Annotated in this window: 18 protein-coding genes; 12 read left to right on the plus strand and 6 right to left on the minus strand. The window is 51.6% G+C overall.

Going from position 1 to position 14,272, the window contains the following annotated elements:
• Positions 1–80: 80 nt before the first annotated feature.
• Complete coding sequence (locus BW974_RS22815) at positions 81–515, minus strand: hypothetical protein (RefSeq protein ID WP_076433333.1); 435 nt, start codon at positions 513–515, stop codon at positions 81–83.
• A gap of 684 nt (positions 516–1,199) precedes the next feature.
• Between BW974_RS22815 and BW974_RS22825 the strand changes: the two genes are divergently transcribed.
• The 4 genes from BW974_RS22825 to BW974_RS25165 all read left to right on the plus strand — a co-directional run bounded on the left by BW974_RS22825 (position 1,200) and on the right by BW974_RS25165 (position 2,901).
• The gene (locus tag BW974_RS22825) at positions 1,200–1,523 is read left to right on the plus strand and encodes a hypothetical protein (protein WP_076433335.1); all 324 of its coding nucleotides are present in this window, start codon (positions 1,200–1,202) and stop codon (positions 1,521–1,523) included.
• A complete protein-coding gene (locus tag BW974_RS22830) occupies positions 1,524–2,033 on the plus strand; it encodes a PIN domain-containing protein (RefSeq protein WP_076433337.1) in 510 nt (169 codons plus the stop codon).
• Positions 2,034–2,082: 49 nt separating this feature from the next.
• Positions 2,083–2,547 carry a hypothetical protein gene (locus tag BW974_RS22835; protein WP_245800266.1) on the plus strand — a complete coding sequence of 155 codons (465 nt, stop codon included), beginning with the start codon at positions 2,083–2,085 and terminating at the stop codon, positions 2,545–2,547.
• A gap of 171 nt (positions 2,548–2,718) precedes the next feature.
• Positions 2,719–2,901 carry a hypothetical protein gene (locus BW974_RS25165; RefSeq protein ID WP_139329007.1) on the plus strand — a complete coding sequence of 61 codons (183 nt, stop codon included), beginning with the start codon at positions 2,719–2,721 and terminating at the stop codon, positions 2,899–2,901.
• A gap of 475 nt (positions 2,902–3,376) precedes the next feature.
• On the opposite strand, the gene BW974_RS22840 is transcribed toward BW974_RS25165, so the two are convergent.
• Positions 3,377–4,804, minus strand: a complete 1,428-nt coding sequence (locus BW974_RS22840; RefSeq protein ID WP_084186456.1) for a cytochrome P450 — start codon at positions 4,802–4,804, stop codon at positions 3,377–3,379.
• Positions 4,805–4,884: 80 nt separating this feature from the next.
• Here BW974_RS22840 and BW974_RS22845 point away from each other — a divergent pair, with 80 nt between their 5' ends.
• From BW974_RS22845 to BW974_RS22855, 3 genes are all read left to right on the plus strand, one after another.
• Positions 4,885–5,541: a helix-turn-helix domain-containing protein gene (locus tag BW974_RS22845; protein ID WP_076433339.1), complete on the plus strand. Its 657-nt coding sequence runs from the start codon at positions 4,885–4,887 to the stop codon at positions 5,539–5,541.
• A 336-nt stretch (positions 5,542–5,877) separates the two neighbouring features.
• Complete coding sequence (locus tag BW974_RS22850) at positions 5,878–6,501, plus strand: DUF7437 domain-containing protein (RefSeq protein WP_245800267.1); 624 nt, start codon at positions 5,878–5,880, stop codon at positions 6,499–6,501.
• Positions 6,502–6,604: 103 nt separating this feature from the next.
• A complete protein-coding gene (locus BW974_RS22855) occupies positions 6,605–7,033 on the plus strand; it encodes a PIN domain-containing protein (RefSeq protein ID WP_245800268.1) in 429 nt (142 codons plus the stop codon).
• Between the two features lie 258 nt (positions 7,034–7,291).
• Here the strand turns inward: BW974_RS22855 and BW974_RS22860 are convergent, their stop codons facing one another.
• The 3 genes from BW974_RS22860 to BW974_RS22870 form a co-directional block, all read right to left on the minus strand.
• Positions 7,292–7,885 carry a class I SAM-dependent methyltransferase gene (locus BW974_RS22860; protein ID WP_245800269.1) on the minus strand — a complete coding sequence of 198 codons (594 nt, stop codon included), beginning with the start codon at positions 7,883–7,885 and terminating at the stop codon, positions 7,292–7,294.
• A 209-nt stretch (positions 7,886–8,094) separates the two neighbouring features.
• Positions 8,095–10,194, minus strand: a complete 2,100-nt coding sequence (locus BW974_RS22865) for a type B DNA-directed DNA polymerase (RefSeq protein WP_076433344.1) — start codon at positions 10,192–10,194, stop codon at positions 8,095–8,097.
• Positions 10,195–10,198: 4 nt separating this feature from the next.
• Positions 10,199–10,447, minus strand: a complete 249-nt coding sequence (locus tag BW974_RS22870; RefSeq protein WP_076433345.1) for a DUF8156 family protein — start codon at positions 10,445–10,447, stop codon at positions 10,199–10,201.
• 517 nt (positions 10,448–10,964) lie between these two features.
• On the opposite strand from BW974_RS22870, the gene BW974_RS26845 reads away from it, so the two are divergent.
• A complete protein-coding gene (locus BW974_RS26845; protein ID WP_076433347.1) occupies positions 10,965–11,162 on the plus strand; it encodes a HalOD1 output domain-containing protein in 198 nt (65 codons plus the stop codon).
• Between the two features lie 474 nt (positions 11,163–11,636).
• Here BW974_RS26845 and BW974_RS22885 read toward each other — a convergent pair whose 3' ends face one another.
• The gene (locus tag BW974_RS22885) at positions 11,637–11,873 is read right to left on the minus strand and encodes a hypothetical protein (RefSeq protein WP_076433351.1); all 237 of its coding nucleotides are present in this window, start codon (positions 11,871–11,873) and stop codon (positions 11,637–11,639) included.
• A gap of 336 nt (positions 11,874–12,209) precedes the next feature.
• Between BW974_RS22885 and BW974_RS22890 the strand changes: the two genes are divergently transcribed.
• From BW974_RS22890 to BW974_RS26855, 4 genes are all read left to right on the plus strand, one after another.
• A complete protein-coding gene (locus tag BW974_RS22890) occupies positions 12,210–12,629 on the plus strand; it encodes a hypothetical protein (protein ID WP_076433353.1) in 420 nt (139 codons plus the stop codon).
• A gap of 325 nt (positions 12,630–12,954) precedes the next feature.
• On the plus strand, positions 12,955–13,482 hold the full coding sequence (locus BW974_RS22895) for a nucleotidyltransferase domain-containing protein (protein WP_175609799.1): 528 nt from the start codon (positions 12,955–12,957) through the stop codon (positions 13,480–13,482).
• The gene (locus BW974_RS26850; protein WP_245800270.1) at positions 13,475–13,717 is read left to right on the plus strand and encodes a DUF8154 family protein; all 243 of its coding nucleotides are present in this window, start codon (positions 13,475–13,477) and stop codon (positions 13,715–13,717) included. The genes BW974_RS22895 and BW974_RS26850 overlap by 8 nt, the downstream gene beginning before the upstream one ends.
• Positions 13,714–13,965 carry a DUF8154 family protein gene (locus BW974_RS26855; RefSeq protein ID WP_245800271.1) on the plus strand — a complete coding sequence of 84 codons (252 nt, stop codon included), beginning with the start codon at positions 13,714–13,716 and terminating at the stop codon, positions 13,963–13,965. The genes BW974_RS26850 and BW974_RS26855 overlap by 4 nt, the downstream gene beginning before the upstream one ends.
• Positions 13,966–14,272 lie beyond the last annotated feature (307 nt).

A 14,272-nucleotide genomic window follows, 5' to 3' on the forward strand; every position in this document is an offset into this window, starting at 1 on the left:
CCAACAGGAAGTACAATCCGCACGAAAACGATTTCGGTGGAGTTCTCTCTCCTCCGCAAAAGGTACCCTCGTTGACTAAGCTATTGCCTTGCTTCATCGGCGTGAATAGACCAATAGATATGTATATCCGTGTGGTGGCGGTCAAGATGCTCTTGGAGTAATGCTCCTGTTTCAAGCTCGGTGTTACAGATGTCACAGTAATATTGATGATGTGGCCATGGCGCAGTCTCTTTCTGAAGAGTACCAGGCGTGTTTCTGGTTTGGACACTAAAGCGACCGAAAATTGATGAGTTCAGCCACACGGATATTTTATCAAAGGTCAAAAATTTTGGATGGTCAACTATGAGTTCCGAGATAATAGCGAAGGGAATCGCAATCAGCACGACCACTCCAACGATGTCAAATGTGAGTTCTGCATCAGTAGCGATCAAGACTGCGAGAATATCTTCGGTTACACCGAAGACGATTCCTATGACGAAGAACTCGAGTACACGCTTTATTTGACTCCGATGCATGTTCTATGGATGCTCTATCGTTACATTATTTGACCCATTTTGTTCGATATCTAGTGGTATTCAATCTGACCAAGACTCTCTGTAGGTGATTTTGATCGATACCAGATTCAACCGGAGCAACTGGGCTAATTTCGAAGCTTACCGACTGTTATGCTGTGTCCTCGAATCAGATCAGCAGCGACTCGACGTAATAAATGAACGAACTCCCCAGTTGGAGATCGGATTGACGACCGCGAACAAAAAGTCGCCGAGAAAGACAGACAAATCAAACGTCAATGATCTAAGGACGGATTGAGCTACCAGGAGATGCGTCTCGTTCTCAAGGCCGACGTTGAGCTGCCTGGTGAGGTGACAAGCAGCAACACGGACGATAATCCGACCACAGACGCAGGTGCCGGAGAGTAACGTCGTTGGGCCGAACTCACACCCGAGAGGGACACGACTCTAACACGAACACATAAACAAACGCGGTTGTGGACGTCCCGAATTGCCACAGTTCGGGACTGGCGCCGTACGACTACTCGTAAGTACGGCAGTTGTATCGGCGACTATCGGCTACAAACCAGCGGGAGGGGGAGAGCTGATACCGGCCACCGCGTCTGTGGTCGGAAACGGCTGGTACGCGAGACTCCCGTCAGAGAATTCGACAACAGAGTTTTCCCGTTCGGCTCACAATGTACACACATGAGTTCGGATACAGGCGAGAAAAAGCGAGTTCAATTCCGTGCTCCCGAGCGGCTTGTCCAGCAAACGGATACGCTCGCCACCGTCTTAGAAACAGATCGGACGACAGTCATTCTTTCGGCACTCCGGGACTATCTCCGCGATGCTGCGCATAACGACGAACTCAAACAGGAGATCGCCGAAGCATTCTACAGTGACGATATTACATTCACGGAGTTGAAGGAACTTGTTGGTCACGAAGAAGCCGCCAACTTCCGGGTTCTCAAAGAGCAGCTCGAGGACGAATTCATTGACGAGACCGCCGAGGAGCTAGCTGATTCGTAGATGCAGGTTGTCGCAGACACATCTGCTCTTGTGAGCCTCGGCACGGTCGCCGATCACACGTGGAACCCACTCGACCATCTCCTTGCTACCCACACGATCATCGTTCCAACGCTGGTTTTCGATGAGTTAGAGGAGACAGCAGCGTATGATGATGCGTCGGGACACGGCGTAGAACTGGTTCTCGATCGACGGGAAGACTTTGACGAACGAGCTGTCGACCTCGATGAGTCATTTCCACTAGATGATGGCGAGAACGCCGCCGTGACACTCACGAACGAACTCAGCGCGACGCAATTTCTGTGTGACGAGTTCAATCGGCTTGCCCTCATCCATGCGTCACTCGTTGATACTCGGCTTGTAACGACACCGATGCTGCTCGTTGCTCTCGTGCGAAACCAGATCGTATCACCAGCTGATGCGGAGTCATTACTCGATGAGATGAGTACTGCCAGAAGTTGGTCGAAGAACACCTATGTACAACGTGCAAGAGCTGTCTTGAATAGCCAGTGACTTCCTCGATTTGCTTGGCTAGAATGTAGGCTGCCAGCTCTCCGAGACAGTGCAGCGTTCAGAACAGAACACCGAGCTCGTCAACTTCCGCGAGAAACGCGCTGAGAGCCAGCAAGTGGAGGACAAGTATCTCGATGTGCTTGAGCATGCGAAGAACGTCGCCAAGACGAACGGCGTAATGGTCGCACGATTAGGCTATCGAGAGGTGGCGACTCACTACAGCTGTGCGTACAAGAACGACGGCTATCGTGTAATGGAAGAAATGGCCGAACGAGTGCCTGGCGTGAGCTACAAGGAATCTCGAACGCAGTGTGTGGACGACGCGATGGGCGCTGGTGGTCACCACATCGAGATTACGTTCGCCCATCCCGACTTAGCCGGGGGGGATGCGAGCACACGAAGCAAACGTGGGAGGAAACGGAGGACGCTAATTATAGCGTTGTACTCACGGTGGTTCGTAGAACCCCCACTCGGGCGGCACCACCACCCGAGATTCACACCGCACTGCCGGTGAAACATGGTGGTAGCAATCGGTTGGTTACGGTGGAGTGTGTCATTTTCTGCGTCTATTTCTGCGAAATGGAGGGGGTCGCTTACGCGATCCCCCTCTATTACAACGTTGTAATTGACGAGTTCGAAGGGCCAGCACGGAAAGTTATTGTACGGTGGTTGAGTTATTGACAACATGAACGCAGACACCACAACAGGGCGTCTTCCGTCAAGGGTAGCATGGACGGTGGCAACCGTGTCTGTTGTTATCGGAATTGCTGTGTCAGAATATCTTGGGACCGGTCTTGTTGGAAACGTACTTGCTACACTTGTTTTGATGGCTGTTTTGGCACTCGGGTACGAAGTCGTAGCGTCTTAAGTGACTGTCCGTCCCTGTTAGATGCACGCGTTCTATCAATCACAAAACCAGCAAACGATGCGACAGCTGATTCTACCCGCTCGTGCTCATGCATTGAGCGTGCCAGTCGCAACTTCTGCAAAGTACCTCGTCAATGCACTAGCATCCGAACCACGCAACGGCACAAATGCAGTTTAGTCGTAGTGGCTTCATGCTCAAGCCGAATCTCCATTTGAAAATGCGTAGACGTTAGTATTCAATACTAACCAACAGTATTTCCAGAAATGAGAGTGCGCAACCAGAGTCAGCTCTCGATGGAATCTCGATTTGCTCGCCATGACGACAAAACTTTCACGTCCGTAATCAATCGTGAGCCAGACGAACGCGCAGGCAGGGTTTTCGTGAACGCGACAAGGGCGGTCGATATTCACTCTGGTCCAAAAGGACCGGTGATATCTGTGCCCATTTCGATGGCTCTGGATGGCCGTTGAATCGTCTAAAGATCGCTGATGGGGCGAGCTCTCATTGTCACACATCCTGGGTCGAGCACTCCCTTTGCTGCTGGGGTGATGGTGTCAGTGATGCGTTCAAATTCCATCTGCTGAGCAAGTGTTGCAAGCGCCAGTTTCAACTCGATCATCGCAAATCGCATGCCGATACAGTGTCGTGGACCGCCACCAAATGGGAGATAGGCATATTCAGGACGAGACGCACCCTCTTTTTGCCACCGTTCGGGATCAAAGGTATCGGGATTATCCCACCACCGTGGATCGCGTTGAATGTTATACGTGGCAAGCTGAAGCGTCGTGTCGCTAGAAATTTGATAGTTTCCAAGCAGGAGATCCTGCCGTGGTTGGCGGTAGAACGAGGAGATAGGAGGATAGAGCCGGAGTGCTTCTTTGATGATGCATTCAGTCATTTCGAGTGCAGGAAGGTCAGCAAATGTGAGACCGGATCCGTCACTAACGGCCTCTAATTCTGCATTGAGACGAGAACGAACGCTCGGACTTCCCGAAAGCAACCAAATCGCATAGGTGAGTGCGACGGAGGTTGTTTCATGACCAGCAAAGAAAAATGTAATAAGCTGATCGCGTACTGTGGATTCATCCATCCGTGAACCATCAGCAAATTCGACGTCTAATAACAGTGTGAGGAGATCGTCATACTCACTAACTGCTTCACGTCTTTCAGCTATGAGATCGCTAATGAGGTCATCAAACTGTGCCATTACACGATCGTATCGGCGTTCAGTTGGAGTTCGAGGAGCCCATTCAGGAAGAACCATTGCCGCACCACTCGCATCAACGAGGTCTCCAATAGCAGAAGCCGCATTGCGAATGACTGCACCACGATCGCTATTTAGATCGACATCAAACAGGGAGTCTACTAGAATCGAAAGCGTGAGCTTTGAACAGGCGTCACGAAGATCAATCTCACGACGTTTACTCCAGTGATTCGCACTGATCGAGGTCTTCTCTACGATTGAATCAGCGTGTGTTTGGATTTGTTGCGGTGTAAATGCAGGTTGGAGGGCGGATCGTTGACGACGCCATTGTTCTCCCTCTGTGAATGCAAGACCATTGGGCGCAAATAAATCACCAAATGCCATCTCAAAATCACCCTTCCAAAACTCATCATTGCGGGAAACGAGTATTGATTCGATTAACTCGGGATCATAGATGGCGACGAAATCCTCACCGAAGGCAGTGTATGCGACCACGTCACCATATTTGTGAAGTTGTTCCGAAAACGCCAACCCATGGCGAGCGAGCGTAAGTGTGCTTCCTACCAATGGAAGTCCACGAGGACCGGGTGGGATTTCACCACTCTGTTGAGATTTGCCTAATTCTCCCTCGACACCGTTCGAAGTTCCCGTCGACTCTCCGTCCGCATGGGCTTCATTGGCGTTTAGGTCTGACATCATGTGTTTATTGCTGATAGTCAGATGTTGCGATTGCCGCGAAGCACTGAACCTTTTTAATACAGGGTTGGTGTTCTCGTACTATGCAGTCGATCGATCTCACTGTCGACCTTCCTGAATCGATGCAACTGCCGATTCCGGAGTCGCTTTCGACGGACGCCTTCGTTCGGGAAGAATTACTCACATGGCAGGTTCGTGAGGAAACGGACGTTGTTTGTTTTCTCTCATTAGTGGTTGGAGAGATTGAGACGATTCGCACAACAGTCGCCAGTCTCGATGTCGTTCAGCAGACAGATTTTACGATGGTAGATGAGAATACGTTCTACCTCTATGCTGAGATGGATCTTCGTCCATCTGATTATGCATTGTGGGCTGCGTTGGATCATCATGGAATCGTTCCTGTTCCGCCGATCGTGTATACTGACACGGGGACGATTCAGGTAACGATTTTAGGTGAAGAAGATGCACTCAGCCGGGCAGTCAGTAGCTTCCCCAACGAAGTCGATATCGACGTTACACGGGTTGGTGAACACCAACACTTGATTGGATCACTTGCAGGTCGGCTCACCTACCGTCAATTCGAAGCAATAACAATTGCACACGAACTGGGCTATTATAGAGTGCCACGCGAGACTTCCCTTGCAGATGTCGCTGCAGCTCTCGATTGCTCGGAAAGTAGTGCTTCGACCTTGCTTCGAAAAGGAGAACAGTCACTAGTAAATGCTGCACTCGGTCACTAAGGATACCTGTTGTTTTTCAGCCTCTTAAAACCTCAAACGGCCAATTTGCTATGGAGAGTAGCGCTATCACTGTGGTTCGAGAACTCGTTTTAGAAGAGTATGCTATCGTATGAAGCCGTCGCAACGCCACCCAGTACTCGTTCGCAACGAGGACAAACAACCAGTCCCGAAGATCCTCGCTTACTTTCACTCGTCTGGAAAAAAACTCGACGGCATTATCAGCCGTAATCGTAGCTACTTTTGGCCTTTCCGACGAACTCGGAGTGTGTTTTCGTAAGAGATGTTCACATGCTCACCGAAACAGCTTAGTCTATAGTTCGCGTACTGTGGACTACAATGTCAGGGACCATCAAGAACGGCAGTCCCAACGGAGATCAGGGAGCAGCAACCTTCTTTATCGCACAGAAACTGCTGTCGGATCCCAATCTCGCATACTTCTACACGGATCTCCTCGTCAATTCACCAACGACGATCAAAGAAGCGATGGCACGCCAGAATATCGTGAAAAGTACGGCATACAAATACGCAAACGAGCTAGCCGAACTCGGCATTGCAGAAGAACTCGATCAACTCGAAGATGGGGCGGCACTCTGGCATGTCGATCCAATCGCAGGGACGTGGGAAACAGGCGACACTGAACTCATCGTCTCACCGACGGTCATCGCCGTTTACGGCGCTGCGAAAGTCGATGACGATATCAAGTACTTCAGTGAGCGTTACGGGAACGAGCGCCTGCTCCGTGCTATCGATGAAACACTCGAATACCTCAATGGAAATCATACCCGCCGCGGCGTCGCCAGTTCTCTGCAGGTCTCATCGGCGGCCGGAATCGCAATTTCCCAAGCCATTGAAGCCGTTATTGGGGTCGTGAGTCGATACGATCCGGAATTACCCGATCTCTCGGAAGAAATCCACCAGCGTGTGATTGCCGACGCCCCATACACGATCAGCCGTGACTAGAACATCTTTTCCCCCCGTCCCGACTGCACTACTCCTCGACACCAGTTTTCTCCGGACGCTCGGTGGACCGGGGCACCACCGGCACCAACTCTTCACGGAGTATGTGAAAGCCACCGATATTGAATTGTATCTGAGTGAGCGTGTCCGGCAGGAGATCGAAGAACAAGAGGGATGGATCAGTCCAGATTGGCTCCACAAGTCACAGACAGAGTCGTGGGTGACTGCTGCCCAACCAGTTCAAGAAGGAGTAAGCGTCTATGATGGTCCATCTGCAGCAGTGATTATGGATCGAATTCAGCAGCGACTCTCAAAGATTGAGCAAATCCCACCGGACAAACTCCGGAAGACAGACGCTGGCCTAGCTGGCACAGCGATCATGATTCTCGCCTCGACAGATCACGACGACATCGGCATCGTGATGGATGACAAAAACGCCGAACAAACGATTCAAGCCGTTCTATCGGATACGTACTATGAGGACTATATTCGGGTGTTCAATATTTGGGATATCATCGAATTTATTGAAGAATAACACGGAACGCGTCAACGTCCGCGAGAAGCGTGCTGATCGACTTCTCCCTAACGACAGTCGAGGACGGCTTGGTTGAGAACGTGTTGAAGTGACCCAAGCTGACGAGTCAGCAGTTAAACATTACCTACCAGTCTTCAGTTAGAAATGGTGTGCCAGATATAGAGGATGGATTCAGCATACACTCATGGAATGCTATTCGTTCAAGTTTCGGAAAACTCCGTACGGCTGAGCTTTCGATGGAAGGCTGCCGATGTGGTGCTATCGGGTGGCGATAATGACTCCGACCGATGCAGTGATGATTTCGATATCGGTGAGCGTGAAACCTGCATCCACGAGGAGATTTGCGACGGTTCCCATCGGTGGCAGCGTCTCGTACTCGCTTGGGGACTGCACCGGGCCGAAACTCATCTTGTCGGCGATCACTACACACCGCGAATTTAGCGACGCGAGACCATCGATGGCGCCGCGTAATTCGTCCTCGCCGCCTTCGTCGTAGGCCATGTAGAGGGCATAGCTGGCGACGACGACGTCCACCGGTTCGTCAACGTTCGGGTCACGGAACGACCCGTGGCCGAACGAGACGTTCTCGATGCCGCGCTGCTCAGCCTTCTCACGGGCATATCGGAGCCACTCGTCGTAGATGTCCCGTCCTAATACGTGGTCACACTTCGACGCAAGTTCGAGAGCGACGATGCCGGTACCCGTACCGATGTCGAGTACCACATCGTCAGGCTCGATGGGCGCGTGTGCGAGAAGATACGACAGACACATTTGATACACCTCGTCTGTCTCGCTGTCCGCATCGTAGTCCATCGGGGTGTAGCCATGGTAGTCGCGTTCCGTGTTGGTCATCCGTACGGTGAATAGGGTGTGCTGATGGATAAGGGTCTCAAGAATCATCGCTGACACATACTACCGACTCGCCCCCTCTATGCAGCACGCTCACAGAATCATATCAACGTTTGAGTATTTCAACAAGGCCGGGGGTTTCAAAAGACCGTGACTGTTGGTTCTATAGAGACGCAGGTATGCACCGAATCCATCCTCTAGGCGTGTTATTGTCAGAGAAACGATTTGAGGCTGATTTCGTCGTGACTCGAAAGGAATTGCTCAATGCGTTTCTCACGCCACCCAAGCGGTGACACCACACTCGCTGCCGCACGAACCAACAACTCCCGATAGAATCCGACATCATACTCGTCTAACTCCTCCCCCGCCAACCTTACCCGCTCTCGCGACTGCTTCGAATCATCCACTACCACATACGACACAGTCTGACCAGGCGCACGTCCCAACCCCAAATCCGCCGCCCGCTCTAATGCTGCCACACTCCGCGTGGACTGCGTGTAGTCCTCGCGTTTCTTCGAAACCCGATTCGTAATCACCAACTCACTCGGATCAACCGCCCCACGCTCAAGCCGATCGACCCACGACCGAAGTTCCTCACAAACCGCTTCTGGATCACGGTACTCATCCACCTCTCGAATCAACGCTTTCTGTGCATCATCGATATACGACGGCGTACTCCGTTGACGACACTCGATACCCCGATACTTGTACTCGTCTTCACCAGCCACCTTCCCGAAGTACTTCGTCAACGCACCAGCATCCGAATCACGTAACGGCACGAACGAAATCCAGTCGTAGTGGGCTTCATGCTCAAGCCGAATTGCCACCTGCTCAGAAATCTCGGAGACAAGCTCCGAAAGCGACGTCTGTTCCTCCCCTTCGATCGGTGTCACCCACACGCTATCGACGATGCCATGCACAATCCGCCAGCCATGCTCCTCAAGTACCGCTTTCGTTTCCAACAGAATCTCCCTGGCGTACGCATTGATCGCTTCGTGGCACTCAATGCGTCCGAACTTCGCGTTCGAGAAGCCCTGATAGCCAAAACACGACACTAGAATCCACTTGATCGCACTCGATTGGCCTTCCAACTCCTCGCGACGCTCTTCATCGTCAGTCTCCCGAATCTCGGCTTTGATCGCATCTCTGTCTTCAATCAACGGCTCAAGCACATCCGGCAAGTAGCCCCGCTCGTCACAAATCGCATACCCAATGCCCGGTACGTCCTCCCGTCCAGCGTGGCACTCACACCGAATCTTCTCCGGACTCACGTTCCGCGTGACGATGATATTTGGATACAACGAGGAGAAATCGAGTTCATGAACGTCCTCGTGCAGGCCGACGTCCGGTGCAAAGGTGAACCCACCCCGGTCGGCATCGTGGAGTTGGCGCATCGTTTTGAACTTCTCGTGCCGCCACGAGCGCCACGGGACCAAAACATCCCGCTCACGGGCTTCCTGTATCTGAATCCCAGTCAGAATGGTCCCGATCGACGACCACGCCAACTCCTGCAGTGGTTTGCCCGATTGTTCGACGAGATACAGACAGCCATCGAGATTCGTCTGATTCCACATGAACGTATTCGAGCCGTCGATGATCACTCGACCAGGGAGATTGTACCGTGCCGGTGAGTGCCCGACTTGCCCGTAGCTTTCGTAGGTTGATTCACCCGCCAATTGTTGCCACCTCGACCGTCGTCCAAGCTGGAACTCTATGTCGAGTCGATCGGCCTGCTGGAACAGGACGGGAATGAGGTCGCTGGTATTCAAGAAGAATACATCCGGATCAACCGACTCAACACGTGCCGACAATGTTGCTAACACGTCCACACCACTCCCGGTCACCGTCTCATCGTTGATCGTGAGTTCAGTAACTCTCTCACTCACTAGTTCCGTCTCCGGTACAGCAATCTGCATCTGCGAGAGTTCGTGGGTCGGGAGTGGGTCGATCCCCTCTTCGAGACAGTAACGGAACTCCCGCGAGAAATCGACGTTGTAGCAGCGATACTCACCAGGCGAGCCCCACTTGCTCACCATCCTTGCCACTGAATTCACTGCCTTGAGGTCAACTACATCCACCCGAAGTACTTGCTCCGGATCGTGCCGGAAGCTCACGCGTTCATCAACCACAGTAACCCGAGCAACAGCGGGATGGTCTCGAAGTGCACCACATGCCATCGAAAAATCGCCGTCACCATGAACAGAGACGTAGAGTGTCGGTGTATACGACTCATCGACTTCACACTCCACCCCCGTCTCAGTTACCGACCATCTGAGCACGTCGCCGTCGACGTAATCTATTTTGTACACCATGACCTCATCCCTGACCGTTCAAATCGTCCTCGAGGTGATCAAGCCGTTCTTCCAAATCGTCGAGTTGTCGCTGCTGTTCGATGAGGATCGAGATGAGGATCGGCGTCTCAACGAACAGGGGCTTGTGAACCGTGCTGGGATCGGTATGCAGCTGGGCATACTCGAAGAGTCGATCAAAGACTGCTTGATCAGTTGGTCGAAGCGCTCGGCGATACTCGTCCCATCCTGTCGTGATTTGGCTGGTTTGGCTCATTACAGGTAAACACGACTACCAAGATACCCTTAGGCAAGCCAGGGTCGCTTCCGAATATTCCAATAGGGAAATGTCGATGGAATTCAGTGTGAGTACTGATCGTGCTGGCCACCCACTATAAAGTAAGAGCCGAGGTTCTGCTATCGTCAGTTTGGAGCGAATCAGCACGTCACTCTCCAGAACGTTCTCCACGAGGTGAGTCTCAAACAGATCCGGGAGTACCGGTCGTCAGTAGCCTAGTTGAATCGTTTCCGATTAGGTTTTCCGAAAACGCAGTTCCCACTAACGTTCACTCGGAGAAAGGCAAGGAAAGCCGACCGCAGGGCTCTCACAACCAGCCAGTTGCAGGAGCGTCGCATGATGGCGTCGGGAAATTGTCTTGACCAGCTGTGAGAGCGCAGTTAGACCATCGAACGGTAGAATAAAACGCGTTCCGGTAACACAAATACTGATTGTAGTAACCCACATACGCAATACACCCGACGATAGCAGTGGAATCCACCACACCTTCATTCATGTGATTGAACCAGCAGCCGACCAAACGACGCTTTCACTGTACGAATACATGAACCCAGATGCACTCGAAGATATCATCGAAGCAAGCGCGTCGAAACAGAGTGACGTTGAGGTGCGATTCACGATCGAGGACTATCTCGTTACGGTCCGGAGTAACCATACCGTCCTCATCTACGAACCACTTGATGCACCGCAGTAGCTAGAAGCTCTCGGTGAGATTCTCACTGCAATCTTGAGAGCACCGAGAACCGGTTCACGAGAAGGGATCTTGGGCGAGGATCCGCGTCAGTTCGTCCATTCGCTCGTGATCGTACTGCGTGAGATCATATCGATTGCTGTTGTTCCGTTCGCTGTGGGTCGAAAGGATACCAAACCGAACACAAAGTGAGAGGAGATTCCCAAGCATCTGGGGTGTGAGCTTTGCTGGCTTGGTTGATGCGAGCAATTGCTTGACAGTCGGGTAATTGTGTGAACTCGTTGCAAGCACTTGTTCGACCGTTTGAGCGTGCGATTTCAAGAGTCCATACTGGGTTGGTGCCCGCTCATGGAGAGTTCGCAGTTGGTCACGGAGTGATCCCACCATCCTAAATCATACAATAGTATGCTATCAATGAATTTGAACCTTTTGAAAAGAAATAAATCAGCAGGAACCACTGCTTAGAGGCTGTCTTCGTTAGTCAGAGCCGTAATCAGTGAGTCGGAGTTTTCCCTCGACTTCGTAAATATAGCCCTTGTTGTACAACCGGTCGATGATATCTTCGGCAGCAGGCCGCTCGAGATCTTCTTCCTCCTTCAAAATCGTATAGGCGTGGTCGTATGTGAGTTCGCCCTCATTCGGGAGTCTCCTTGCGAGTGCATCAAGTGCGTCTTGTGCAAGTGGAGTGAGGGGGGATTTTCCATTTGGCACCATTCGTACTCTCAAGTTTAACCACCTCACAGGTAAACCCTCGGTCAGGGTTGGTTCGTGCCACTAGTTAGTTTATTGGGATAAGGGGAATGAGCACGCGATATGAGGGAGAATGGGTTTTGGGATGAACACAAGGCCCCCACATCACTTACTGAGATACGCTCACTGCATTCCATTCTTTGGACGCCATGGATAAAGACTTCAGCCAACCAGAGCGGAAGTGAAACTGAAGACACGAAAGGGGATTCACAGCCCTAACGCTTCTCACCAACGACGCCGAGTCGAGAGCGCATTTACCAAGGCGAATCTTCTTGAGTTAGTATATCATACTAACTATCAATGCCCAACACCATCAAACGATCCGGCGATGGCCTCGCTCTCCAGGTCACGAAGCCTGCACGAGCCGCCGGACTCGTTGAAGAGAAAGAAGACGGAACCACTCGCCTTGCCACTGTTCGCGTGTTTGCATTCGATGGTCTCCTTCTCGTCGTCGACATCGACCGCATCAATGACGAGAATATCGTCGAGATCGCAACGTCAGCCGCGCTCGACACAGTTTCAATCCACCGAGTTGCAAACGCCTCACTCCAAATCGCGGGCAATGGCTATCAAGTGCAACTCCCCGGTGCTGCAGATGCTGGATTTCACGTCGGTGATCGAGCGCCCTGTACACCAGCGCCAAATCTGCTCGTGATTGCAGCAGAAGAATCGGGACGAGTGGCAGCAGATATAGTGACGATTCGGAAAGAGCAGATCTGAAAGTGGTTATCGCAAGTTAGTATTTGATACTAACTCTCGCAACCATGCGTGCTGATTGCGACCATCACCTCAGCAATTCTCATACACCTATTCAAATCCCATACGTATAAAGTTTTTATAGTAGTGGTTACATAGGGTATCTATGGAGAGCGGAAGTAGCCAACACGCGGCGTCAACGGGAGGTGAAGAAACATCTGCAGCGACGATACAGGTTCCAGTGCCAGCAAGCAACCCGAATCTCTATCGCCACAAAGCAACAGATAAATTGCTTCAATTTTTAATCGATCGTCCTTTCAAGGAGTACACGATCCGAACACTTGCGTCCATGGTGGACGTCACACACCGGACCGTCGGAAAAGCAGTCGACGTGCTCGCAGCAAATGACCTCGTCCACATTCGACAGGAAGGAAACAAGAAACTCGTCAGTATCAATCGAGAACGGGTGATGATTCCAGATAATCCGTTGCTCCGTATCCCACAGGCAGAATTCCACGCACCGGTACGAGCTGCTGTCGAGACACTCAATGAAGACCTCGATGATGTCCTCGGAATGCTCGTCTACGGGAGTGTCGCACGGGGTGAAGCGGATCGACAAAGCGACATTGATCTCTGGGTGCTGGTCCGCGAACACCGAGGCCGCAACCAACGACGTGCAGCTCAAATCGGTAAAGAACTCGCCTCACAGCAATTCAATGGAGAACGGTACGACTTTCACATTGTTGTTGAATCTCCTGCGTCTGTACCGGCACACACGGAAGACATCGCTGAAACTGTCGTCTCCGGGATCACGCTTTCTGAGACTGGAGAGTTCGAAAAATTCCAATCGATAATGGAGGATCTAGTCAATGAATGACGATCCAAAGGTGGTTACAGATGCACTCGAAGAGGCGCATCGATCCTTTGAGCGAGGTGGAACGCCGGAAGAAGGACTTTCCGAACTCACTGAAGAGGAAGCACAACTCAAGAAGGCATGTCGCCTAATTGCCGCCGCCCAGACGCTTCAAGATCAAAATGGCTACCATACAGCCGTCGTCGAACTCGCGTTGGGGCAATCGAACGTTCATTCGAGTTTTATGCTATCGCGATGAGCGACGATGCAGTCCACGACTTTATGGATCACGAGTATGCGTATCAACGCGCGTTTGAACTGGGAGTGATCAGCGACGGTTTGAAAGAAGACTTCCAAGCACTGTACAACGAGAACCGAGCGGCGTCGTACTATTCTGGGCGGGCAGTTACTGCCGAGCAGGCGGATGCCATGCTCGAACTTGCGGTAACGATACATGCATTCCTCCGGGATCATCCACGAGATCATTTCAACTGCCTTTGTGGATGAGAACCATCACTGGGAAGCCTGCTTCATATTAAGAGCCCAATGTGGTCAGAATGGATCCAAATGAGGGATTGTTCTCTCTGTACAGTCAGTTCAGTGTTTGAAAAGTAAAGGAAATAGTGTGATACTCGAAGACAGTGACGAATTTCGTAGCAGTTACGCCCTATACCGTCCCTTCCAAGTATATAAACGGGCACCCCCCACTACTTCCATCATATGTCTGACGCACGTCAGACCTTCGTTTCCAACCCCACCCAGCCGTTCCAGGCTTTAAGTCAGTCACCCCCCACCGTTTCCAACTTCAGACTGA

The organism is Haladaptatus litoreus (assembly GCF_900156425.1).
GTDB classification, from domain to species: Archaea; Halobacteriota; Halobacteria; order Halobacteriales; family Haladaptataceae; genus Haladaptatus; species Haladaptatus litoreus.